The organism is Bradyrhizobium sp. Kon37, assembly GCF_055807535.1.
The window spans coordinates 1-21,306 of the sequence record NZ_JBVVOY010000022.1; the positions used below are offsets into that span (position 1 = coordinate 1).

The following is a 21,306-nucleotide window of genomic DNA, read 5'->3' on the forward strand; positions in this document are numbered from 1 at the left end:
GTGCACGTAGCCATCGAAATACCGACGAGACGAACTTCACAGCGCCGCTCGTCCGCACGTGGCCACGGGCTCACAGGTAGCTCATCAAGACACAGGGAGACCACATGACAACTCGCACCAGCCCTTTCGTCGCTGCGCCGCGACTCGTGCAGCAACTCATGGATTACGGCCGCACGCTCCTCGACAATGGCCTTGAACAGGACCTCGTTCGGCTCGTGGCGATCGGCACATCTCAAATCAACGGCTCTGCAGCCGGCCTTCAACTTTACTATTCGGAAGCCCGTAAGGAGGGACCGCTAGAGCCGCGGCTGGATCTCGTGATCGCTTGGCGTGACACGGATTTATTCACCGCGCGAGAGCGAGCCGCCCTCGGCTGGGCCGAAGCGCTGACCCGCGTTGCCGAAGCGCGAGTTTCGGATGAAGCCTATGACTTGTGTCTCAGCCTTGAGAGCGGCAGCTCGATCCGCTCGACTTATCCTGAAGTGAGTTCGTCGAGATCTCTATCCACCACGCACTCCGCACCATCGATAACATAGGCTGCGTGACGAAAATCCCTGATAGTGGCGAGCTTGCCGGCGGACCAGTTCAGCAGCATGAAATATTTCGCACGCCCGGCTGGCTCATTCGGATCGAACACCAGGATCGCGGGACGTCCCTCGACCTGCCCCGGCACCAGGTGCCAGTCGCTGACCTTCGAATAATTGCCGAAGTAGTTCGACACCTCGGCCTTGCCTTTCAGCCTGGTGCGGTTGACGAGCTCGAGCCTGACGTCGTCGGCGATCATGGCGCGGATCGCGTCGAAGTCGCGGGCATTGAAATGGCCGACATAGGCGTTGAGCCGCGTCCGATCGGCTTCCGACAGGCGCGGCTGCGGCACGTCGTCCGGCTCTCCGGCGAACTCACGCAGCTGCGTGCGTCCGCGATGCAGCGCGGCCTTCACCGCCGGCAGGCTGAAATCCATGATGTCGCAAACCTCGGCCAGCGAGCAGCCGAGCACGTCCATCAGGATCACGCTGGAGCGCTGCGTCACCGGCAGCCGCATGAAGGTGCGCAGGCTGGTCGCAGCGATCTGGCGGCTTTCCACATCATCGAGCCGGTCGGCAATCATCTCCACCTCCTCGGCCGAATGCAGCGCCTCCTGCCGGTTGCGGCGACGCAGGAAATCCAGCGCGGTGTTGTGCGCGATGCGGAACATCCAGCCCTCCGGATTGACGGTGGGCGTGACCGATTGCAGCGCTTCCATCGCCTTGATCAGCGCATCCTGCAGCACATCCTCGCCGTCGATGACCGAGCCGACCATGCGGGCGCAGTAGCGATGCAGCTTCGGCCGCATCCGCGCCAGCAGGGCCTCGACATCGACGGTGGCCAGGGGATCTGGCGCCATTACTCCTCCGCTAGGCCTGGTCAGGACTCGTCCAGCATACGATAGTTGCCGACGATCCTCACATCACGAACCAGCGGCGGCTCCGCGCAGCGGTCACGGATGCCGTCCTGGAACGCCTGAAACGCCTTGAGCTTCGCGATCGGGCTCGAGCCGTCCTCGGCCGCCGCCTCGACAAGATGGATAAAGGTGTCGTCCTCCAGCCGCAGCGTCAGATAGCGCACGCCGTCCGGCCCGGCCGCCTTCAATTCGGCAAATACGGCCGAAACCAGCTCGGCATTCCGGTCGGCCAGCTCCGGCCTGGCCTTGTACCTGATCAACGTCCTTCTCATCGCGCGCTCCTTGCTCATGTCGCGACCTGGTTCGCTTAAAATCGCGCAAATGGCCGCATCACCCCTAGGACGTTCGCCGGCCGGCGAAGGATGCGGCCCGGAACAAATTATTTTTGGGCGCATCCTTTGCCGCTCAGCCCTCGTCTAGCCCGCAGAACGCGCCGCGACAGGGCGGCGCGACACAGGGAGACAGAGCGATGCAGACCCCGACCAATCGCGCGGCGCAGAACTGGGTGCTCGGCGTCACCGCGCTGGCATCCTTCATGATGGCGCTGGATGCCATGATCGTCACGACGGCATTCGCGGCCATCCGCGCCGAATTCGGCAGCGCGGTCGAGACGCTGCAATGGACCGTCAACGCCTTCAACCTGACCTTCGCCGTGCTGCTCCTGACCGGCGCCGCGCTCGGCGACCGCTTCGGTCGCCGCCGCATGTTCGCCGCCGGGATCGCCCTGTTCGTCGTTGCATCGGCAGCCTGTGCGCTCGCAGGCAATGCCACCGCGCTGATCGCCGCCCGCGCGCTGCAGGGCGCCGGCGCCGCGCTGGTGATGCCGCTCGCAATGGCGATCCTGAGCGGCACGTTCGGCCGCGAGGAGCGCGCCCGCGCGCTCGGCATTTTCAGCAGCATCACCGGCTGCGCGCTGATCATCGGCCCCGCCATCGGCGGCTTCATCACCGAACATTTCGGCTGGCGCTGGGTGTTCTGGATCAACCTGCCGATCGGCCTGATCGCGATCGCCCTGGTGCTGGCACGGTTGCGCGAAAGCTTCGGTCCGGCCGCTACGTTGGACATCCCCGGACTGGCGCTGGTCGCGCTTGCGGCGCTGGCGTGGGTGTGGAGCCTGTTGCGCGGTAACGCTGTCGGGTGGGCGAGCGCCGAAATCATGGCCACGCTGATGTCGGGCCTGGTGTTCGCCGCCGGCTTCGTGCTCTGGGAATTGCGCGCGGCCGCGCCGATGGTGCCGATGCGGTTGTTTGCATCTCGCGCGCTTGCCTCCGGCATGTCCGCAAGCGTCCTGTTCTACGCCGCAATGTATGGGGTCGTGTTCCTGCTGCCGCAGTTCCTGCAGACCGCGCTGGGCTTCGACGCCTTCGGCGCCGGACTTCGCCTGCTGCCCTGGACAGCGACACTGTTCGTCACCGCCCCGATCGCTGGCGCGGTCGTCAACAGGTTCGGCGAGCGGCCGCTGGTGGTGACGGGATTGCTGATGCAGGCGATCGGCCTTGGCTGGATCGCGGAGATCGTCAGCCCCGCGGTTACCTACTCCGCTCTGGTCGCGCCGCTGGTGCTGGCCGGCGTCGGCGTCTCGATGGCGATGCCGGCAGCACAGAACGCCATCCTGAGCTCGGTCGCGGTGGCCGAAATGGGCAAGGCGTCCGGCATCTTCAACATGGGCCGCTTCCTCGGCGGCATGTTCGGCATCGCCGCCCTGGTGGCGAGCTTCTCGGCCCATGGCGGGGCCTACTCGGCCGGGCATTTCGAGCGCGGATTTGCCGCGGCGATGAGCCTTGCTGCAACGCTGTCGCTGGCCGGCGCGATTGCGGGGGTTTTCCTGCCGGCACGGCGACGGACTGCCGGCGCAGCCGCGCCGCAGGATGCGTGACGCGGACAACGCTGGAGTTTCGTTATCGGCCTGCGCCTTGTGCCGCCATCCTTCTTTCTGATCATGAAGCGCCGTTCTAAAATGAAAACGACATCTGGTGGAAGACATCGCAGTCCTCTGACATGCATTGCAACCCCGCAGGACACGTTTTCGCGTTCTCGCGGCGAAATTCGCCCGAGCTTTGCCTGGTCACGTCACCCTCAAATCCAAGAGGGCGCAGGGAAGGCCGGGTGCCGGCTGGCACCCGCGGTCCGCTGCGCGAAAAGCACACGCAGGAAAACCGCACAGCAGCATACAGGTGGTGCCAATCACTCGACCTTCCCTGCGCGATGGTCGGACGGCTTATGCCGTGCAGCATGGTCATGACTTCCTGCTAGGACGCGATGGAGAGATGTTGCAGCGGATCGTTAGTCCCGTAGGAACCGTTCAAATCTCGGCAACGCAATCGATCTCGAGCAGAAAGTCCTTTCGCGGTAGCCGCGCCTCAACCGTGGTGCGGGCCGGCCATCCGGACTGGTCGGAACCAAAGAATTCCTTGTAGATCTCATTCATCTCTTCGAAGTCGGCGCGCCGATCGAGATACACGTTGACCTTGGCGATCTTGTCGACGGAGCTGCCGGCATATTCGAGGGTCGCCTTGATGTGCTGCAGCGCGTAGCGCATCTGTTGAGCGAAGTCGCCCTGCGGGATTTTGACGTTCTCATCGTACCCCGGAAAGCCGGAGACGAAGATCAGATTTCCGACCTTGACCGCGTTCGAGTGCGGCGACTTCGATCTCGGAAGAGCGGGGTTGTTGATGATTGTACGTACCATTCTAATCTCCAGTTTTTGAAGGTTGCGGGCCGGCGCCGACTGTTGGGCCGGCCGAACCGCATTTCGGCTCCGCAACCTGCTGTCGAAAGATTTCAGGCGTCGTACCCCGATGGTGCTTGAAGAAGCGGACGAAGTGCGACGGATGGGAATATCCGAGACCGTATGCGATCTCCTTGATCGATCGCTTGCTGTAGAGCAGGAGCCTCGTCGCCTGCCCCAGTAAGGCGGTCTGGACGACTTCCCTGGCCGAGCGGCCAAGAGCCCGTCTGCATGCCGCGTTCAGGGCATAGGGCGTCGTCGACAGCCGGGAAGCGAAAGAGTCGACCGTAAGCGGGGCAGCAGGGGGATTGCCGGATCTACCGGCGATCTCGAGATCGGTCTCGAGGCATCCCCGGAAGCGGTCGAAGAGCTCGGCCGCATTCGCGGTGGAGCGGTTCTCCTGCTCGAGGCCTGCCGACGCCTGCGCGGTCGCCGCGTCAATTCCGAGAAGGCACGCACCGAAGAGGTGGCGCAGCATCTCGCGACCGTTTCCCCGACTGGTTCCGAAGGACTCGGCGATCAAAGCGACGAGCTTGCGCAGATTTTCGCCGCCCACGTCGTCGTTCAAGGTGACCAGACGCTGCGTGGTCAGCCGCAGCAGCGCAGCCTTTATCGAGCCGTCTTCGAGCGTCAGCCCTGCGAGGAAGTCCGGAGACATGCTGATGACGTAGCCGACGCTATCGGGCTCGTACGTGAATTGATGAACGGCGTTCGCCGGCGTAAAGATGCAGCACGGCCCGGTGGCGGTCCGTTCAACTCCGTCATGCTCGAAGACGCATCCCCCAGCGAACGTGATCGAGAATTGATGGAAGTCGGGATGCCGATGCAGGCCGATCCGCCAATTGTTGGGGATATTCCGGATCGCAAAGGGTTCGATATGAAAAAACCCGAAGCTCTCCGCCGTCCAATCCTCACCGTACAGATAGTAGGCCGGAACTTCGAGAGCCCGTCGGGAAGAACCGCGAGCGCCCGGAAATGCTTTCGAACGTGGTTCTATCATCGCCTCTGCAGCCATGGTGTCAGGCTTTCGCCCCGAGTTCCTTCGCCGGAAGTTTCTCGCCCACACGCCAGATGGTCGGGATCGTCCGGTCTGAATCCTGGACCCATTCTTGCCATGCCGATTGGACCTTGTTGAGATCCGTCTCGATATTTGTGATTAGGAATTCTCCCCGGAATGTCAGGTTTCCCTGCTCATCATACCACTCCAGTGCGTCGACCTCCCCCGGCTGGCGGTAGCGCTCGATCACGAGACCGATGCAGCCTTCCGGCCGCTGGGGCGAATGCCGGACGTGGGACGGTAGAAGATACATCTCACCCTCGCGCACCACGACTTCGGAGCGCACGCGCGTGACCGGATCGATCAGCTTGAGCGTCACGTCGCCGCGCAGCTGGATGAAGAGTTCTTCACCCGGATCGTCATGATAATCCGGGCGGTAATTCGGTCCGCCTACCATCATGACAAGCAGATTCTGCCAGCGCTGCTTCCAGAACTGGAGATTGCCAATCGGCGGCTTGAGGTTATGCCCATTGTCCTCGATCCATCGATCGAGGTTGATAGGCAGATCCTTCAAATTGCTCGGCACGATGTCCTCCCTAATTTCCATCAACGGGCGCGGTGCGGCGGACTCCATCGGCAGACCCACTCGGCCCGATAGGCTCCAGACCGTGATACTTGCGATTGAAATACATCAACGGCAACTGCTCCGACCTCGACTCCGCCGAATAGACACGCGCGAACATGATGTTGTGCGTGCCGAATTCCTTGATCTCGGCGATGCTACAGTCCAGTGTCGCCACGGCATTGTCAAAGACCGGCGCGCCGGTCTTCCGCGTCGACCAGCTGACCCTTCTGAAACGCGATTCCATGTCCTCGCCTACGTGGCCTGCGAAGGTCGCGGAAAGTTCGCCTTGATCCGCGTTCAGGAGGTTCACACACAGTACCAGGTTGGTTCTGAATGCCAGATTCGATCTGCTGTCCTTGTGCACGCAGACAAGCACGGTCGCAGGCTCGTCGGTGACCGAGCAGACGGCCGTGCAAGTGAACCCGCAACGACCACCTGGCCCGTCGGTCGTAACGACGGAGACCGCGGCGCCGAAGCGCGCCATTGCGGTGCGGAAGGTGTTGCGATCGACGTGCATGACGTCAACCGTTCAGCCGGTCGAGGATGCTGACATCCGAGTTGCTATGGTAGTCCGGAACGACCCAGCCATTCTCGTCGTAATCGTTCATGCAGGCGGTAGCCAGCGCTTCCATTTCGGCCAGCGCGCCAGAGCCCCGCGCCTGCATCAACGCCTGCATGCGGATGGCCTCATGGTTGCCGGCGTAATTCCGCTCGTAAAGTTCATGGCGGGAACCGAATTCGGATCCGACCGCATCCCAGAGCGCCTTCATGATCTTGATGCGCTCCTTATAGTCGATCCCGTTCGACCCGCGCGAGTAGCGGGCGAGATATGCATCGACCTCGGGATTCTTGAAGTCTCGCGGACTGGATGGCAGATAGATCAGGCCCGACGCGACGATCTGCTGGATGATGGAGCGGATCGCCGGATAGGCCTCGGTTGCGAAGATGCGGTAGGCCGAACCTGCCTTGACATTCGGCAAGTACGCGTCGCCATGCCACTTGTCCGGCACCGCCGACATCGCGTCGGTGAGCGACCAGAACAGATTCCGCCAACCGATGATCTCGCCCAGCTGAACCTGGACACCGCGAAATCCATCGGTCCCGCATGCGCGCAGCGCCTTCTGAAGAAGCCCGATGATAAAGTCGAGCTTGACCGACAGGCGCACGCAGCTCTGGAAGGTGAAGCCGTTGAGAAACCCGGACTGAGGGTAGAATTTCCGCAGCATATCGATGTCGCGGTGCACGAATACGTTCTCCCACGGGATGAACGCGTTGTCGAATATGAAGATGGCGTCGTTCTCGTCGAAACGGCTGGTCAGGGGATAGTCGAAGGGCGACCCGGTGGCCGCTGCCGCGAGTTCGTAGGAAGGCCGGCAGATCAACTTGATGCCGGGGGTCTCCATCCGGGCGATGAACATGACGGCCAGACTGTCGTCGGTGATCTCGGCCGCCATGTTCTGCCCGAGGAAATTGTAGTGCGTCAATGCCGAAGACGTAGCGACCACCTTCGCACCCGTTACGTAGATGCCGGCATCGGTCTCCTTCACGATGCGCACATAGACGTCCTTCACGTCGTCGGCCGCCTTGTTGCGGTCTATTGGGGGATTGACGAGCGTGTGGTTGATGAACGGAACGGCCTCCTGGGCGCGCGCATACCAAGCTCGCGCGTTATCGGCGAACTTACCGTAGAAGCCGGCATTCGCGCCCAGGGTATTGGTGAAGCTTGCCTTGTAGTCGGGGGTACGCCCCATCCAACCGTAGGTCTGGCGGGACCATGCAGCGATGGCGTCGCGCTGCGCGATGAGATCGCTGCTCGAACGGGCGTAGCGGAAGAAGCGATGCGTATATCCGCCCGAGCCCGTGTCGGTTTCTGTCGTGAGCACGGGCCGCGTTTCTGGATTGTGGAGCGCATCGTATAGCTTAGCGATCGAGGCGGCCGAATTACGGAATGCAGGGTGCTTGGTAACGTCCTTCACCCGCTCGCCATAGATGTAGATCTCCCGGCCGTCGCGAAGCGATTCCAGGTATTCGGCACCGGTGAACGGCCGCTTCTTGTCGGCGCGGATGTCTTCGGGATTGCTGGTCACGTGCTCTACTCCGGACAGATGGCGCAGCAGAACCGCTGCCTTCCGCTCATCATCCCGAAGGCCCGTCCCCAGGGCGACCGATTCGGATGGCCTTTCTGCGAAGTACGATAACCATCGGTGCGACCTCGCGCCGTCGTTCGAGAACCCAGGATCCCACGTTGGGGTGCAGCTCTTCTCGTGACCATGTCGGCGCCTCTCCATCGGCCTGCGTCGACCAATAGGATAATGGATCAGATGAGCCGCTCCGAGGGGGGCGTAACCTATATTGGAGAAACGATAGCCAATATTCTTTTTTTTGGCGTATGGGTGCCGTCGTAGAACTTGCTGCACGGCGCCTTCCGACCTACCAGCCGATTCTGTAGCACGATGCAATCGGTGAACGACACCTGAGGCTCGGCCCTGGCGACAACGGCCGCCATGGCAAACGCCGCGCAAAAGCTGGTACTTCTTGACCGCGAACTCCGCGCTAGGCGTCGCACTGGAAAGAGGAAAACCGGGCTGCCTCCGGCCGTGAAGCTGTGTACGCGGAGCTGCGCGCGGCTAGTACTTATTTGTCGCGATAGCCCGCATCGCGATAAACTTCCCTGCCGCCAACGACGGTCGAAAGCGCCTTTCCCCCGATGACGGCCGCAGCCAGGCGGACGGCGCCGCGGAGGCTGCCGAGGTTCTGGCGATGGAGAAGAGGCATCATGATTTTCACCGCGCCTTGATCGCATACTGCAAATCACCGCGGCTGCTTGAGATCGCCGGCCAACTCTATATCGAAACGCAGCGCTATCGGCTCCCGAGCCTAATCGGCCGCGTTGCCGAGAAGCATGTGCGCGACGTACCGAAAGAGCATAAGGAGATAATGGATGCCGCCCTCCGCCGGAGCGAAAGCGCGCTGGATCTCCTAGCCGCACATTATCGCAAGATGTCCGAGATCATTTCGACCTCAGCGGATTGGGGTGACGAAATAAACTAGCGGTAAGGCGCCTGCAGTGAGAGCCGCTAGCTGAGAAATTAAGCGTCGGCGCGCATGTCGGACCATCAGATCAAATCATCGACAACCTCCAAAGATATGGCTGCCTCTGCTCGGTCAGCCCACATCGGTCTGCATCACTTGCGATTGGCTGTCGCAGCTGCGGACTGTGGGAGCTTTCGGCAAGCAGCGGAATTGCTTTGTATGCGTCATTTTATGTTGAGCCGCTCAATCAGCCAGCTTGAACACCTATTCGGAGCGATATTGCTTGAGCGGTCAAGCGGAGGCGTTGTGCCTACACCTGGCGGAAGAAGCATCCTGCGAATATCGCGAATGATCCTCGAACAGGTCGACATGCTGGTCGCGACGGGAGGGTCCAGCGATCGCGGCGAAGCCGGACGACTCTCGATAGCAATGAAACAGCGCTCTTAAGCCAACATGATCCAGAAACGGACATAGAGGATATCTTGGCCGCCAAATTGGCATTGAGACAGCATGGCATCTAAAGCCTTGCGCCGCGCTGATGTTCGTCAACGGCCTACGTGATACCTGCGTCATGCTTCTCGATCGGGCTGGCTGCGACTAGCTGACGATCTGCGACATCACTGGACATTCATACCGAAGCGCGCAGACCATCGTGAAGCACTACCGCGCCCGCAATGCGGCTCGCGCCGATTCCGGTATCGACAGGCTTGAATCGCAAGTGCGGAAGGAAGGCATGAAGAGCTGAAACGCAGACCGGTGGGTCTCGCGCTCAACTGTGGATGAGCTTCGGTCCCAAATATCCGACTCGTCGCACGGCGTGCGACGTACGACCATTGAAAACGTCGCACGAGCCCCGGTTTGTTCTGCCTGAGAATTTAAAAAGCCCTCGCGGGCCAATATCTTAGGGTGGTGGGCGCACCAGGGCTCGAACCTGGGACCCGCTGATTAAGAGTCAGCTGCTCTACCAACTGAGCTATGCGCCCGAAAGGCGGTTAAAAGCCTTGCGAGGCCGGTCGTTTAGCAAAGCGATCCGGGTCTGGCAAGCGATGGCATGTAAGTTTTCCAAGGGTATGCCAAGGGTATGCCCACATCCCCCAAAAAAGCGAAAAGCCGCTGGATTCCAGCGGCTTCGCCGGGGTTGACCGGGGCAACCCTTGCAGGCTCAGAGCCGGCCCTCGCGGTCCCGGTCCGGGCCGCCGTCGCGGTCGAAACGGTCACGGTGGAAGTGGTCCATGCCGCGCTCCATCATGCGGTCCATGCCACGCTCCATGAAGTGGCGGCGCGGGCCGTCGTCGCCGCCGCCGAACGGGCCGCGGTGGCGGGTCAGCACGGCGAGGCGCCGCTTCTGGCCCTCATCCAGGGTCTTGTAGAGCGGATCGGAGGCATCGGCGATCTTCTTCAGGGCCGCCGACGTCGCCCCCATGTCCTCGGCGCGCTGGCGCAGGCGGGCGACCGGATCCTCCGGCCTGTCGGCGTCCTTATTGGCGTCCTTGCCGGCATCGCCGGGACCGGCATTCATCCGCGCATTGGCGCGATCGATGCGCAGCTTGGCGAAGTCGCGCACGGCGGCCTCGACCGGCGGCCACAGCTTTTCCTGGTCGGCGTTGAGCTTCAGCCCGGCATGGACGGCGGCGATCCGCGCGTCGACCATGGCGGCGCGGTCTTCCGGGTTCATGCGGATGTGGCGCATGTGCTCGTGCATCCACGGGCGATGATAATGGGCATAGACCGCGCCCGAGCCGGCGATGCTGAGCACGGCGATGGCGGCGATGGTGAACTTCCTCATGCGAACTCTCCTCTGGAAGGATGCCGTGAGGATGGGCGCAGCGCGGCTTACGCGCAACTTACAACTTGGACAGGGAGCGCCTTCTTTCGAAGATGTAACGCTCCTGAACCTTTATTCAGTCGCAATCGGAAATCATTCGCAACAAAAAGGGCTTCCGCGCCCGGCACGGAAGCCCCCATTCATCGTCCGTTCAAATCAGTTTGTCGTGCTCTTCGCTTCCTTCTGGAATTCGTCGATTAACGGTTGGCCGATGCGGCCTGCCGCTTCCTTGTAGACCGGCTCCATGGCCTTGCGCATCGCCTCGTCCTGCTCCGGCGTGAGCTTGATGATCTCGCTCTTGCCGCTCTTCCTGATCTCGGCGAGCGCGTCCTCGTTCTCCTTCTGCGACTGCGTATTGTTGAAGTCGGTCGCTTCCTTCATCGCCTTCGTCAGGGGGTCGCGGATGTCGGCCGGCAAATCGTCCCAGAACTTCTTGTTCACGATCACGACGTAGCCGATATAGCCGTGATTGCTCTCGGTGATGTACTTCTGCACCTCGTGCATCTTCTGGGTATAGATGTTCGACCAGGTGTTCTCCTGCCCGTCGACCACACCGGTCTGCAGCGCCTGGTAGACTTCGCCGAACGCCATCACCTGCGGCAGCGAGCCAAGCGCCTTGAACTGGGCCTGGAGCACGCGCGAGGACTGGATGCGGAACTTGACGCCCTGATAGTCGGCCGGCGTCACCAGCTTCTTGTTGGCGCTCATCTCCTTGAAGCCATTGTCCCAATAGGCAAGGCCGGTGATGCCCTTCGGTTCGAGCAGCTTGAGGAGCCTCGCGCCGAGCGGACCTTCCGTCACCTTCCGCAGCGTCTTCAGATCAGGGAGGATGTAGGGGAGATCGAATACCTCGAACTCACGGATGCCGAGCGGGCCGAACTTGGAGTTGGACGGCGCCAGCATCTGCACGCTGCCGAGCTGGAGCGCCTCGAGCTCTTCCTTGTCCTTGTAGAGCGTCGAGTTCGGATAGATCTCGACCTTGACCTTGCCGCCGGTGTACTTCTCGGCAAGCTCCTTGAATTTCTCCGACGCCTTGCCCTTCGGCGTGTCGGTGGCCACCACGTGGCTGAACTTGATGATGATGGGCGCTTGGGCCGATGCCGGCCCGGTCAAGCCAAGAGCCAGGACCGCGATGGACGCAGCGATCGCGAAGGTGCGCATAATCTCTCCCTGTTGTTGTTTGGGCCGCCCGGCGCACGGGTGGCCAATGCCGTTAGCACCAATACAGGTCGACATCACCAACTGCTATTGGCCGTTAGCAGGGCAGCCATTCATGGTGAACGCCGCAAGCACCGCCTCTCCCGCTTCCGGAAGAGGCGGTGGTCGCCACCTCAGCTCGCGGCGGCGGTCGTCACGGTGTCGCGCTGGCGCTTCATGACGATCTTGTTGAGTGCGCCGAGATAGGCCTTTGCCGAGGCCACCAGCGTATCCGGATCCGCCGCGCGCGCGGTCATCGCACGTCCCTCATGCGACAGCCGCACCGAGACTTCGGCCTGCGCGTCAGTGCCCTGAGTCACGGCGTGGACCTGGTACAGCTCGAGCTTGGCTTCGTGCGGCACCAAGCGCTTGATGCAGTTGAAAACCGCGTCGACCGGACCGTTGCCCTCGGCCTCCTCGATCTTGATTTGGCCGTCGACATCGAGCTTCATGGTCGCGCGCTGCGGGCCATGGGTGCCGGCGATCACGGTCAGCGAGGTCAGCTTGATGCGGTCGTGCGAAGCCGCCATCTCCTCGTCGACCAGCGCCTCGATGTCCTCGTCGTAGATGTCCTTCTTGCGGTCGGCCAGCGCCTTCATCCGCGTGAACGCATCTTCCAGCTGGTTCGGGCCGAGCTTGTAGCCCATCTCCTCCAGCTTGTGCACGAAGGCATGGCGGCCGGAATGCTTGCCCAGCACCAGCGAGGACTGCTTCAGGCCGACCATCTCGGGCCGCATGATCTCGTAGGTGGAAGCGTCCTTCAGCACGCCGTCCTGGTGAATGCCGCTCTCATGCGCGAACGCGTTACGACCGACGATGGCCTTGTTGTACTGCACCGGGAACGAGGTCGCCGCCGACACCACCTTCGAGGCGCGGGTCAGCTGCGTGGTGTCGATCTTGTTCCAGTAGGGGAATTTGTCGTTGCGCACGTTGATCGCCATCACGATCTCTTCCAGCGCGGCGTTGCCGGCGCGCTCGCCGATGCCGTTGATGGTGCACTCGACCTGGCGCGCGCCGCCGACGACGCCGGCCAGCGAATTCGCCACCGCCATGCCGAGATCGTTATGGCAGTGCACGGAGAACACCGCCTTGTCCGAGTTCGGCACGCGCTCGATCAGCGTCTTCATGAAGTGGGTGTATTCGTCGGGCGTGGTGTAGCCGACAGTGTCCGGAATGTTCACCGTGGTGGCGCCGGCCTTGATGACGGCTTCGACGATGCGGCACAGATAGTCCATCTCGCTGCGGGTGCCGTCCTCGGCCGACCATTCGACGTCGTCGATCTGGTTGCGGGCGCGCGCGACCATGGCAACCGAGGTCTCGAGCACCTGCTCCGGGGTCTTGTTCAGCTTCACGCGCATATGCAGCGGCGACGTCGCGATCACGGTGTGGACGCGGCCCCGCTTGGCAAATTTCACTGCCTCCGCGCAACGGTCGATGTCGGCGGGATGGGCGCGCGACAGACCGGCGATGACGGCGTTCTTGGAGCGGCGGGCGATCTCGCTGACCGCCTGGAAGTCGCCTTCCGAGGTAATGGGGAAGCCGGCCTCGATGACGTCGACGCCCATATCGTCCAGCATCTCGGCGACCTCGAGCTTCTCCTCGAAGGTCATGGTGGCGCCGGGGCACTGCTCGCCGTCGCGCAGGGTGGTGTCGAAAATGATGACGCGGTCCTTATCGGACTTGTTCACGGGGGCCATTTGAATTTCCTTTTGAGCTTTTGCGCCGTCAGTCTTCTAGGCGCTTGAGGTGTCCGGTGATCTCGACCAACCCCTGAGCGCCCAGGCGCATGGCGCCCAGCCGGCCCTCAGGGGCAAGTAAGAAGAAGCCCGCCAATCAGGAGGGTGGGCAGCAGCGCGGCCGGGATCGTGGCGGCGGCCAGAGCCACCTCCCCCGAAATCCCATCAATTTGGCCGCGAATCAGCATTGCCAGACCCTTTGAGCCCTCAATCCTCGGTCAAAACCGTTGACGGTTGGTTGCCGGGAGGCTCGATCTACCGTTTCTAGACGAGAAATGGCAGCAACCGCAACGCCAAAAGATGGACAGAAGGATTGACCTGGTTTCCCCGGCTATTGCCGGGGGGGCGGCACGAGGTCGAGCAACCGCTTGCGGACGCTCACTTCCAGAGGCGCGTTGCAGACCGGCCGATTGTAGAAGCCGCTGCTGCGACACAAGGTGGGCGTCGGACCGCGAAGGTCGCCGGCCTGGCAGGCAAGGCAAATTCGGAACGCCGCCGCCTCGAGCTGGAGCGAATAGTCGAGCGTCGATGCAGCCGGCTCGGACGGTTGGAAGAGCTGGCTGCCCTTGATGTTCTGGAACCAGGTGTCGATGTGGCCCTTCACCTTCGCAGGATTGGCGAGGTCGTCCATGTTGAAGCGACTGTCGAGCAGCCCGATCGAGGCGCGCGGCGTGCGCGCCGCTGAGTGACACGACAGGCAGGATGAGCGGATATTGTCGGCAGGTCCGTTGGCGCGCCCCATGAAGCCCATGGTGAGACGCTGGTCCCAGCCATAGGTGACGTTCCGCAAATCGGGATTGATCCAGCTCTCACGGATCGCGCCGTCGTAGACGCCGGGGTCGTTGCCCCATTGCAGCGATACCGGCACGAGATTGTCGAACAGGGCGTCGCCCTTTGCCGGGCCGCGCCAGACAAAGGTCCCGAACACCCATCCGGTGTCCAGCGACCGGCCGGTCTTCGCTGAATCCTTCACTGAAATATCGACCTGAAGCAGGCGCACCGAGCGGATCGTGCGGGTGCCGGGATCCTGACCGCCGGAGCCAGCGCCCAAATTGTCGATAAAGGCGTCGTATTCGGGTGCGCCCTGGAGGTAGGCAACTTCGTCGGGTGAGGCATCGGTGAACAGAAATTTGACGGAGACAGTGTCATTCGGAAATTTCATCGCGACCGGGAAAGACGGATTGCAAGGCTCGGCGAAGACCTCCCCGAAGACTGCTGCTCCCGGCCTGTTGTAGAAGCCGACCGCCCAGACCTGGGAACCTCGTGTGTTGGTCTTGGACAGATCGCCGGGATCGGGGCCGCGTTCCTTGGTCAGCCCCATCAACGGCTCGCGCCCGGAGTTTCCGTAGTCGAGCCATTGCGAGATCCACCAATGCTCCTGACCGGTGCCGACGAGCTTGCGGTCCACGATCTTGAAGGACGTCTTCGCGGTACTGAGCACGGCATTCATGTAGTCAGCCGGCTTGGTGCGAAAATCGACCGATTCCCAAGGCTGCGGATCATTGGGATTGGGGCGCACCGGCGGATAGTCTAGTCGCCACTTGGCGGCGGCAACCGTGCCATTCGCCTTCATTGTACTCGCCGAAAAGCTCTGACACTCATCGGCCTGGCACGACGAGCCCGCAATCATAGCCAGAACGACGACAACCCCTGCCGCTCTCATGACGGGCTCCTTTGCGCCTGCCGGTGAATCCAGTCGGACCACGATTAGGCGCATTGCCGCATCAGGTGTGTTAAATGGTTCACACAACCTTGGAGAATTGCACGAGCAAATCGCCGCATGTCGGGCGAGGTGGCAGTGCACACGCGCTTTCGCCGGCGGCCCATTTTGGGACCAAAGGTACAGACCGATTAGCCACTCAGCGAGACCGTCGAGCTACGCCGTGCGGCGAGCGCGAGCCCTGCTCTCCCAGCGGTTCAGCATCTGACCGAGCTCGCCGGTGGCGACCGGCGCAGCCTTGCCGGCGATCGCGATCTCGTTGGTATTGGCCGGTGCGTTGGCACTCAGCCAATCCGGCTCGCTGTACTCACGCCAGCGGCGCGCCTCGGCCCGCCTTTTGCGGGACACGTAGTCGCGGGTGAAATAGCCGGCCGCAAATGCAATCCCGAGCAGCAAAACCAGTACGACGACAGCGACCACAGTAAACTCCGACTTACGCCCCCAATGACGTTCTGCCAGCCTCGCGCAGGAGGTCAAGGCTTGACATGCTCCACAGCTTGGCAATGTCCCGAAGGCAGTTTCGGTAAACTCCGTCACGCCGGACGAATTTGTCGTTTCCATGTTCGATGTTGCAGCGCTTTTGCCGCCCCGATATCTCGCTGAGGATGCGTACCTCCCCCTCGCAACCGTCATAGGACCGGACTAACCTCTCCCTGCTCGGCCGGATCAACCGGCTAGCCGAACATGACCGGGAGGACGCGATGATACGCCAAAAGCAGCGTGACCATGATGCTGCGCTTTCACGACGAACGCTCGTTCAGGGGCTTGCGCTCGGCGCCGCCACTTTTGCCGGCGCCGGCTCCGCGCTGGCCCAGACCGGACCTGCCGCGCCGCCGACGACGATTACCACCCCGCCACGCGATTTCGGTCCCAACGGCGCGCCGACCACCTATTTCTGGGACCCCGACGTCATCGCGGTCGATCCGTCCTTCAACGATCTCGCGCAGCCCAACACGGCGATCAAGCGTCTCTATACGGGCCTGCTGTGGGCTGAAGGCCCGGCGTGGAGTGCACAGGGCCGCTATCTGCTGTGGAGCGACATTCCTAACAACAGGCAGATGCGCTGGAGCGAAGACGACGGTCGCGTCAGCGTGTTCCGCTCGCCGTCCAACAATTCCAACGGCAACTCGTTCGACTTCCAGGGCCGTCAACTCTCCTGCGAACATTTGACCCGGCGGGTGACGCGTTATGAACATGACGGCACCGCGACCGTGCTTTGCGACAATTACAACGGCAAGAAGCTGAACTCGCCGAACGACGTCGTCGCGCATCCTGACGGCAGCTACTGGTTCACCGATCCGCCCTATGGCGGCCAGCTCTACGAAGGTGAGCCCGACGCAGCGGGCGGTCCGAGCAACAGCAGTGGCAAGCTCAATCCGCGGATTGGACAGCCGGCCGGCTTCGCGCCGGGCAAGCGCGAGCTGCCGACCAATTGCTATCGCATCGATCCTAGCGGCCGTGTCGATCTCGTCGTCACCGAGGAGCAGGTGCCAGATCCAAACGGGCTGTGCTTCTCGCCGGACTTCAAGAAGCTCTACGTCGTCTCAACCGGCAAGGGACCCGGCGACACCGGGCCCGGCGGCAAGGGCGAGATTTTCGTGTTCGACGTCGGCGGCGACAACAAGCTCACCAACCACAAGCGGTTCAGCGAGTGCGTGATCGACGGTGTGAAGTGCGGGCCGGACGGTGTGCGCTGCGATGTCAACGGCAATGTCTGGGCCTCCAGCAATGCCGGCCGCGCCGTCGGCTATAGCGGCGTGACGACGTGGTCGCCGGACGGCAAGCTGCTCGGCCGCATCCGGCTGCCCGAAGTGTGCGGCAACATCTGCTTCGGCGGCCCCAAGCGCAACCGCCTGTTCATGGCCGCGAGCCAGTCGCTCTATGCGGTGTACACGGCCACGCAAGGCGCAGGCCCGGGCTAAGCCCGCGCGAGAGACCACAAGCACGGGCGTCGGCGTGGACCGCCGGCGCCCTCGGTTCCCTGATCGCAATCAAGCTACGCCCCGGGCAAATCTCCGCCATCAATCCAACCAAGATTGTATCGCGCGGAAGGGCCGCAGCGCGGTGCGAAGGCATGATGCTCTTCGTTCCCGCGCCCGAATTGAACGGGGAGTTGCGCGATGCGCCGTATGCCAAACGACACCATCATCGTCAGCGTTGGGGACCAGCAATTCGTGACTGAGTTCGGAGACCCGGCCCTGCCGAACGACGGCCGCGGCGGCAACGACAACATGATCGCAACGGTCGACGGGGGCAACGCGGTCCTGATATTCGTTGGTGACGACCAGACCCTAGAAGGACATTCTCACGGCGGAAGCGACCATCTCGCTGCGACCGTGACAGGCTTCGGCGATTACGTGTTCGTCGACGGCGACGCGCAGGCGATGTCCGGCCACGCCCGTGGCGGCAACGACGTGCTTCATGTCGATGCATCGACATCGATCTACGCGACCCTCGGTGCTTTTGGCGATGCCGAAACCGCCATGTCGGCCGACACGAGCGGCGGCAACGACGTCGTCATTGCATCGATGGGAAACAGATCGTCCGGCGCGTTCAGCGGAGACTCCGGCAGTTCCATGAGCGATCATGCACATGGCGGCAATGATATCCTCAGCGTGACCCAGGTCGGCAGTTACGGCGGCGCTTCGATATCGGGCGATGCCCTCGTCTCCATGAGCGGCGATGCGCGCGGCGGCAACGACATCCTCAGCTACACCGTCGGCGCCGCCGCCCATTCCGGGGGCGCGTCTCTGGTCGGAGACGCCGGCTACATGAGCGACGATAGTCGTGGCGGCAACGATATCCTGATCGCTACCGTCGACGGCAACCCGGACTCCACGTCCATCGTGCTCGTCGGGGATGCGTCGAACATGTCAGGCAATGCGCACGGCGGAGATGATATCCTCCTCGGCAGCAGCCGCGACGATCTGCTGTATGGCGACGCACAGACCTACGCCCCATTCACAGCCGGCTCGATCACGGGGGGCAAGGACATGCTGAATGGCGGTCGCGGAAATGACCAGCTCTGGGGCGGACCGAACAACGACAGATTCGTCTTCGACAAAAATTCCGGTCTGGACGTGATCAAAGATTTCGACCAGGGCAACAAGGCTGTCGGCAGCACGGCGCGCGAGCATGACGTAATCAACGTGCACGATAACGGCTACGCAGACTGGGCGGCGCTGAAAAGTCGGATCAGCGATGACAGCACAGGAAATGCGGTGATCCACCTGACGGCGACCGATACGATCACGCTGGAGGGGGTCCATACCGCGGATCTCCATCCAAAGGATTTCATGGTGTAAGAGAGAGCATCCATGCGCGTTGTGATCTGCGGCGGCGGCGTCATCGGCGCCTGCACCGCCTGGTTTCTTCGACGTCAGGGCATCGATGTCATCCTCGTGGAACGAACCGAGGTGGCGGCCGCAGCGTCAGGTAAGGCGGGGGGCTTCCTCGCGCACAACTGGTGCGAGGGCTCGCCGCTCGATGCGCTGACGCGACGAAGCTTTGCTCTCCATGCGCAACTGCCGGAAGAGATCGCAGGCGATTGGGGCTATCGCCCAATGACGGCTTATAGTGGCGTCGTTGCTGCCGATGGCCATCCGCGCCGGGATGCACCGTCCGCGCTCGGCTGGCTCAGCAACGGCGTCATCATCGCGCAGCGCATCGGCACGACGGAGACCACCGCGATCGTTCACCCCAAAAAATTCACCTCAGCCGTGATGAACGCAGCGCTCGTGCTAGGCGCCGAGCTTCGCACCGGCCAGGTGACCGGCATCATGCGCGATGCGAACGGCACGACCGCGACGGGCGTCGAGGTCGACGGCCGCATCGTCGAGGCGGACGCCGTCGTGATCGCGATGGGACCATGGTCGCTGCTCGCCGCGCAATGGATGAGCCTGCCCGCCGTCTACGGCCAGCGCAGCCCGAGCATCGTGTACGACACCGGCACGGATGTGCCGGCCGAGGCGCTGTTCCTGGAGGCTGAAGAGAATGGCAGTGCCGTGTCGATCGAGGTCTTTCCTCGCGCCGACGGCAGCACGCATATCACCGCTCTCTCCGACATCGCGCCGCTTCCGCTCGATCCGGCTGCCGTGACGCCGGACCACGACGCGATCGCGCGCCTGCAAACCATGTCCGAGCGGCTGTCGCCGCTGTTCCGCGCCGAGAGGATCATTGCGCGGCAGGCCTGCTTTCGTCCCGTGACACAGGACGGCCTGCCGCTGATCGGCAAGGTGCCGCAAAGTAAATATCTCTACGTTGCGACCGGGCACAATGTATGGGGCATCCTGAATGCGCCCGCCACGGGCGAGGCCATGGCGCAACTGATCGCGGAGGGTGCGACGCGCAGCGTCGACATCGCGCCATTCGATCCGGCCCGGCTCGCGCCGCTCGATCCATCGCTGCTGCGAGCGCGCTGAGCCGACGCGACGGCATCGCATTCAGCGATCGGGTTGCTGTGCGCCCGCGATAGCTGCGCATGCCTACCAACGGAATCTGCATGCCTGCGCGTGAAACGGGTCCGGCAGCTTTCCTGCCCGCTATTTGCGCAGCGCTAGACTTTAGTCCGTGCCTCACAATCCTGAACGCGGTTTCACTTGCCGAGAATGTCTCCGCCGGTATAGTCGCGGCATAATGGCTCATAAGAGGCCTGTTAAGGGAGAGAACAAGATGAAGAAACCGCTCTCTGTTGCGTTGCGAATAGCACTCGGTACCGCCGCAGCCGCTGTGTTGATGACCTCAGGCGCGGCACTTGCGGCCGATCCGATCAAGATCGGTGTGATCGCGGAAGCGCAGGCGATCGCCGGCGCCTCCATCCCCCAGGCGGCGCAGCTCGCCGCCGACGAGATCAACGCCAATGGCGGCGTCGACGGCCGCAAGATCGAGATCGTCTCTTACGACAATCACTCGTCCTCGGCAGATTCAGTGCGCGCTTTCCAGCGCGCGGTGAACGAGGACAAGGTCAACGCGGTCATCGCCAGCTACATCAGCGAAGTCGTGCTGGCACTTGAGCCCTGGGCCTCGCGGCTGAAGACGCCGTTCGTCACGCCCGGTGCCGCGTCCAACGAGATCAGCAAGAGCGTGCATGCCGACTACGAGAAGAACAAATACACCTTCCACGGCTATCTGACCTCCGCCGCGCTGGCGCTCTCGGTCTGCGACGGCGCCAAGGACCTGCTGGTCGACAAGATGCACATGAAGACCGCCGTCATCATGAGCGAGGACGCCGCCTGGACCAAGCCGCTCGACATCGGCTACGAGGAATGCCTGCCCAAGATCGGGCTGAAGGTGCTCGACCACATCCGCTTCTCGCCCGATACCACCGACTTCACGCCGATCTTCAACAAGATCGAGGGCGCCAAGCCCGACGTGATCATCACCGGCATCTCCCATGTCGGCGTGCAGCCGACGGTGCAGTGGAAGAACCAGCAGGTGCCGATCCCGATGTTCGGCATCGCCTCGCAGGCCACCAACGAGACCTTTGGCAAGGACACCAATCAGGCGGCGGAAGGCGTGCTCTACCAGGGCGTCTCCGGCCCAGGCGTCGCGGTGACGCCGAAATCGGTGCCGTTCGCCGAAGCCTTCAAGAAGAAGTTCGGCAATTATCCCTCCTATGCCGGCTACACCGCCTATGACGAGGTCTACTACATCGCCGACGCGGTGAAGCGCGCGGGCTCGACCGACGCCGACAAGCTGGTCGCCGCGCTTGAGACGACCGACTGGGAAGGCACGATCGGCCGCGTCCAGTTCTACGGCAAGGACGATCCGTTCACGCACTCGATCAAATACGGCAAGGGCCTGATCACCGGACTGATGCTGCAATGGCAGGGCGGCAAGCAGAGCGCGGTCTGGCCCAAGGAAGTCGCGAAGGTCGACATCAAGTTCCCGAGCTTCATCAAGCTCTCGAACTAGCAGGACACGCTCCCGGGACCAGCTCCCGGGAGCTTCCACATGCGGCTCCCGCACGTTGCCCCAGCAACATCGTCTCTCATCAATCAGATTG

The 21,306-nt window shown here is 62.6% G+C and carries 20 protein-coding genes and 1 tRNA gene; 8 read left to right on the top strand and 13 right to left on the bottom strand.

Annotated features, from left to right (window positions below):
* The first annotated feature begins 104 nt into the window (after positions 1–104).
* Entirely contained in the window at positions 105–536 is a 432-nt protein-coding gene (locus AC0L3J_RS29490; protein ID WP_473349351.1) for a carboxymuconolactone decarboxylase family protein, read from the top strand.
* On the opposite strand, the gene AC0L3J_RS29495 is transcribed toward AC0L3J_RS29490, so the two are convergent.
* On the bottom strand, positions 473–1,384 hold the full coding sequence (locus AC0L3J_RS29495; RefSeq protein ID WP_473349352.1) for a sigma-70 family RNA polymerase sigma factor: 912 nt from the start codon (positions 1,382–1,384) through the stop codon (positions 473–475). The genes AC0L3J_RS29490 and AC0L3J_RS29495 overlap by 64 nt on opposite strands.
* 20 nt (positions 1,385–1,404) lie before the next feature.
* Positions 1,405–1,713, bottom strand: coding sequence for a hypothetical protein (locus AC0L3J_RS29500; RefSeq protein WP_473349430.1), 309 nt, complete (start codon positions 1,711–1,713; stop codon positions 1,405–1,407).
* 197 nt (positions 1,714–1,910) lie between these two features.
* Here AC0L3J_RS29500 and AC0L3J_RS29505 point away from each other — a divergent pair, with 197 nt between their 5' ends.
* Positions 1,911–3,317, top strand: a complete 1,407-nt coding sequence (locus AC0L3J_RS29505) for a DHA2 family efflux MFS transporter permease subunit (RefSeq protein WP_473349353.1) — start codon at positions 1,911–1,913, stop codon at positions 3,315–3,317.
* A 426-nt stretch (positions 3,318–3,743) separates the two neighbouring features.
* Here AC0L3J_RS29505 and AC0L3J_RS29510 read toward each other — a convergent pair whose 3' ends face one another.
* From AC0L3J_RS29510 to AC0L3J_RS29530, 5 genes are read right to left on the bottom strand one after another with little or no spacing between them, the layout of a single operon-like run.
* Complete coding sequence (locus tag AC0L3J_RS29510; protein WP_473293664.1) at positions 3,744–4,130, bottom strand: RidA family protein; 387 nt, start codon at positions 4,128–4,130, stop codon at positions 3,744–3,746.
* Position 4,131: 1 nt separating this feature from the next.
* The gene (locus tag AC0L3J_RS29515; RefSeq protein WP_473349354.1) at positions 4,132–5,184 is read right to left on the bottom strand and encodes a helix-turn-helix domain-containing protein; all 1,053 of its coding nucleotides are present in this window, start codon (positions 5,182–5,184) and stop codon (positions 4,132–4,134) included.
* Between the two features lie 4 nt (positions 5,185–5,188).
* Positions 5,189–5,800, bottom strand: coding sequence for a 3-hydroxyanthranilate 3,4-dioxygenase (nbaC, locus tag AC0L3J_RS29520; protein ID WP_473293662.1), 612 nt, complete (start codon positions 5,798–5,800; stop codon positions 5,189–5,191).
* Positions 5,763–6,308 (bottom strand): flavin reductase, encoded by a 546-nt coding sequence (locus tag AC0L3J_RS29525; RefSeq protein ID WP_473349355.1) that lies wholly within the window; start codon positions 6,306–6,308, stop codon positions 5,763–5,765. Before AC0L3J_RS29525 ends, nbaC begins: the two co-directional genes overlap by 38 nt.
* A gap of 4 nt (positions 6,309–6,312) precedes the next feature.
* Entirely contained in the window at positions 6,313–8,079 is a 1,767-nt protein-coding gene (locus AC0L3J_RS29530) for a 4-hydroxyphenylacetate 3-hydroxylase N-terminal domain-containing protein (protein WP_473349356.1), read from the bottom strand.
* Positions 8,080–8,452: 373 nt separating this feature from the next.
* Between AC0L3J_RS29530 and AC0L3J_RS29535 the strand changes: the two genes are divergently transcribed.
* Both AC0L3J_RS29535 and AC0L3J_RS29540 read left to right on the top strand, forming a co-directional pair.
* Positions 8,453–8,842, top strand: a complete 390-nt coding sequence (locus AC0L3J_RS29535) for an FCD domain-containing protein (RefSeq protein ID WP_473349431.1) — start codon at positions 8,453–8,455, stop codon at positions 8,840–8,842.
* A 96-nt stretch (positions 8,843–8,938) separates the two neighbouring features.
* Positions 8,939–9,271 (top strand): LysR family transcriptional regulator, encoded by a 333-nt coding sequence (locus AC0L3J_RS29540; RefSeq protein ID WP_473349432.1) that lies wholly within the window; start codon positions 8,939–8,941, stop codon positions 9,269–9,271.
* A 460-nt stretch (positions 9,272–9,731) separates the two neighbouring features.
* On the opposite strand, the gene AC0L3J_RS29545 is transcribed toward AC0L3J_RS29540, so the two are convergent.
* The 6 genes from AC0L3J_RS29545 to AC0L3J_RS29570 all read right to left on the bottom strand — a co-directional run bounded on the left by AC0L3J_RS29545 (position 9,732) and on the right by AC0L3J_RS29570 (position 15,722).
* A tRNA-Lys gene (locus AC0L3J_RS29545) sits at positions 9,732–9,807 on the bottom strand.
* Positions 9,808–9,986: 179 nt separating this feature from the next.
* On the bottom strand, positions 9,987–10,610 hold the full coding sequence (locus AC0L3J_RS29550; RefSeq protein WP_473349357.1) for a Spy/CpxP family protein refolding chaperone: 624 nt from the start codon (positions 10,608–10,610) through the stop codon (positions 9,987–9,989).
* A gap of 195 nt (positions 10,611–10,805) precedes the next feature.
* Positions 10,806–11,810 carry a TRAP transporter substrate-binding protein gene (locus AC0L3J_RS29555; protein ID WP_473288727.1) on the bottom strand — a complete coding sequence of 335 codons (1,005 nt, stop codon included), beginning with the start codon at positions 11,808–11,810 and terminating at the stop codon, positions 10,806–10,808.
* A 170-nt stretch (positions 11,811–11,980) separates the two neighbouring features.
* The gene (locus tag AC0L3J_RS29560) at positions 11,981–13,543 is read right to left on the bottom strand and encodes a 2-isopropylmalate synthase (RefSeq protein ID WP_027519477.1); all 1,563 of its coding nucleotides are present in this window, start codon (positions 13,541–13,543) and stop codon (positions 11,981–11,983) included.
* Between the two features lie 370 nt (positions 13,544–13,913).
* Entirely contained in the window at positions 13,914–15,155 is a 1,242-nt protein-coding gene (locus AC0L3J_RS29565; RefSeq protein ID WP_473349358.1) for a hypothetical protein, read from the bottom strand.
* A 303-nt stretch (positions 15,156–15,458) separates the two neighbouring features.
* Positions 15,459–15,722, bottom strand: a complete 264-nt coding sequence (locus AC0L3J_RS29570; protein ID WP_247288140.1) for a hypothetical protein — start codon at positions 15,720–15,722, stop codon at positions 15,459–15,461.
* Positions 15,723–16,003: 281 nt separating this feature from the next.
* Between AC0L3J_RS29570 and AC0L3J_RS29575 the strand changes: the two genes are divergently transcribed.
* The 4 genes from AC0L3J_RS29575 (at position 16,004) to AC0L3J_RS29590 (ending at position 21,215) form a co-directional block, all read left to right on the top strand.
* Positions 16,004–17,224, top strand: a complete 1,221-nt coding sequence (locus tag AC0L3J_RS29575; RefSeq protein WP_473349359.1) for an SMP-30/gluconolactonase/LRE family protein — start codon at positions 16,004–16,006, stop codon at positions 17,222–17,224.
* Positions 17,225–17,422: 198 nt separating this feature from the next.
* The gene (locus AC0L3J_RS29580) at positions 17,423–18,607 is read left to right on the top strand and encodes a hypothetical protein (RefSeq protein WP_473349360.1); all 1,185 of its coding nucleotides are present in this window, start codon (positions 17,423–17,425) and stop codon (positions 18,605–18,607) included.
* A gap of 12 nt (positions 18,608–18,619) precedes the next feature.
* Positions 18,620–19,723 (top strand): NAD(P)/FAD-dependent oxidoreductase, encoded by a 1,104-nt coding sequence (locus AC0L3J_RS29585; RefSeq protein ID WP_473349361.1) that lies wholly within the window; start codon positions 18,620–18,622, stop codon positions 19,721–19,723.
* A gap of 250 nt (positions 19,724–19,973) precedes the next feature.
* Positions 19,974–21,215: an ABC transporter substrate-binding protein gene (locus AC0L3J_RS29590; RefSeq protein ID WP_473349362.1), complete on the top strand. Its 1,242-nt coding sequence runs from the start codon at positions 19,974–19,976 to the stop codon at positions 21,213–21,215.
* Positions 21,216–21,306 lie beyond the last annotated feature (91 nt).

Excerpts from the sequence above, each read along its gene's own strand:
- AC0L3J_RS29490 (WP_473349351.1), top strand. The coding sequence starts at position 105 with ATGACAACTCGCACCAGCCCTTTCGTCGCTGCGCCGCGACTCGTGCAG.
- AC0L3J_RS29495 (WP_473349352.1), bottom strand. The coding sequence starts at position 1,384 with ATGGCGCCAGATCCCCTGGCCACCGTCGATGTCGAGGCCCTGCTGGCG.
- AC0L3J_RS29500 (WP_473349430.1), bottom strand. The coding sequence starts at position 1,713 with ATGAGAAGGACGTTGATCAGGTACAAGGCCAGGCCGGAGCTGGCCGAC.
- AC0L3J_RS29505 (WP_473349353.1), top strand. The coding sequence starts at position 1,911 with ATGCAGACCCCGACCAATCGCGCGGCGCAGAACTGGGTGCTCGGCGTC.
- AC0L3J_RS29510 (WP_473293664.1), bottom strand. The coding sequence starts at position 4,130 with ATGGTACGTACAATCATCAACAACCCCGCTCTTCCGAGATCGAAGTCG.
- AC0L3J_RS29515 (WP_473349354.1), bottom strand. The coding sequence starts at position 5,184 with ATGGCTGCAGAGGCGATGATAGAACCACGTTCGAAAGCATTTCCGGGC.
- nbaC (WP_473293662.1), bottom strand. The coding sequence starts at position 5,800 with ATGGAGTCCGCCGCACCGCGCCCGTTGATGGAAATTAGGGAGGACATC.
- AC0L3J_RS29525 (WP_473349355.1), bottom strand. The coding sequence starts at position 6,308 with ATGCACGTCGATCGCAACACCTTCCGCACCGCAATGGCGCGCTTCGGC.
- AC0L3J_RS29530 (WP_473349356.1), bottom strand. The coding sequence starts at position 8,079 with ATGGAGAGGCGCCGACATGGTCACGAGAAGAGCTGCACCCCAACGTGG.
- AC0L3J_RS29540 (WP_473349432.1), top strand. The coding sequence starts at position 8,939 with ATGGCTGCCTCTGCTCGGTCAGCCCACATCGGTCTGCATCACTTGCGA.
- AC0L3J_RS29550 (WP_473349357.1), bottom strand. The coding sequence starts at position 10,610 with ATGAGGAAGTTCACCATCGCCGCCATCGCCGTGCTCAGCATCGCCGGC.
- AC0L3J_RS29555 (WP_473288727.1), bottom strand. The coding sequence starts at position 11,810 with ATGCGCACCTTCGCGATCGCTGCGTCCATCGCGGTCCTGGCTCTTGGC.
- AC0L3J_RS29560 (WP_027519477.1), bottom strand. The coding sequence starts at position 13,543 with ATGGCCCCCGTGAACAAGTCCGATAAGGACCGCGTCATCATTTTCGAC.
- AC0L3J_RS29565 (WP_473349358.1), bottom strand. The coding sequence starts at position 15,155 with ATGAAGGCGAATGGCACGGTTGCCGCCGCCAAGTGGCGACTAGACTAT.
- AC0L3J_RS29575 (WP_473349359.1), top strand. The coding sequence starts at position 16,004 with ATGATACGCCAAAAGCAGCGTGACCATGATGCTGCGCTTTCACGACGA.
- AC0L3J_RS29580 (WP_473349360.1), top strand. The coding sequence starts at position 17,423 with ATGCGCCGTATGCCAAACGACACCATCATCGTCAGCGTTGGGGACCAG.
- AC0L3J_RS29585 (WP_473349361.1), top strand. The coding sequence starts at position 18,620 with ATGCGCGTTGTGATCTGCGGCGGCGGCGTCATCGGCGCCTGCACCGCC.
- AC0L3J_RS29590 (WP_473349362.1), top strand. The coding sequence starts at position 19,974 with ATGAAGAAACCGCTCTCTGTTGCGTTGCGAATAGCACTCGGTACCGCC.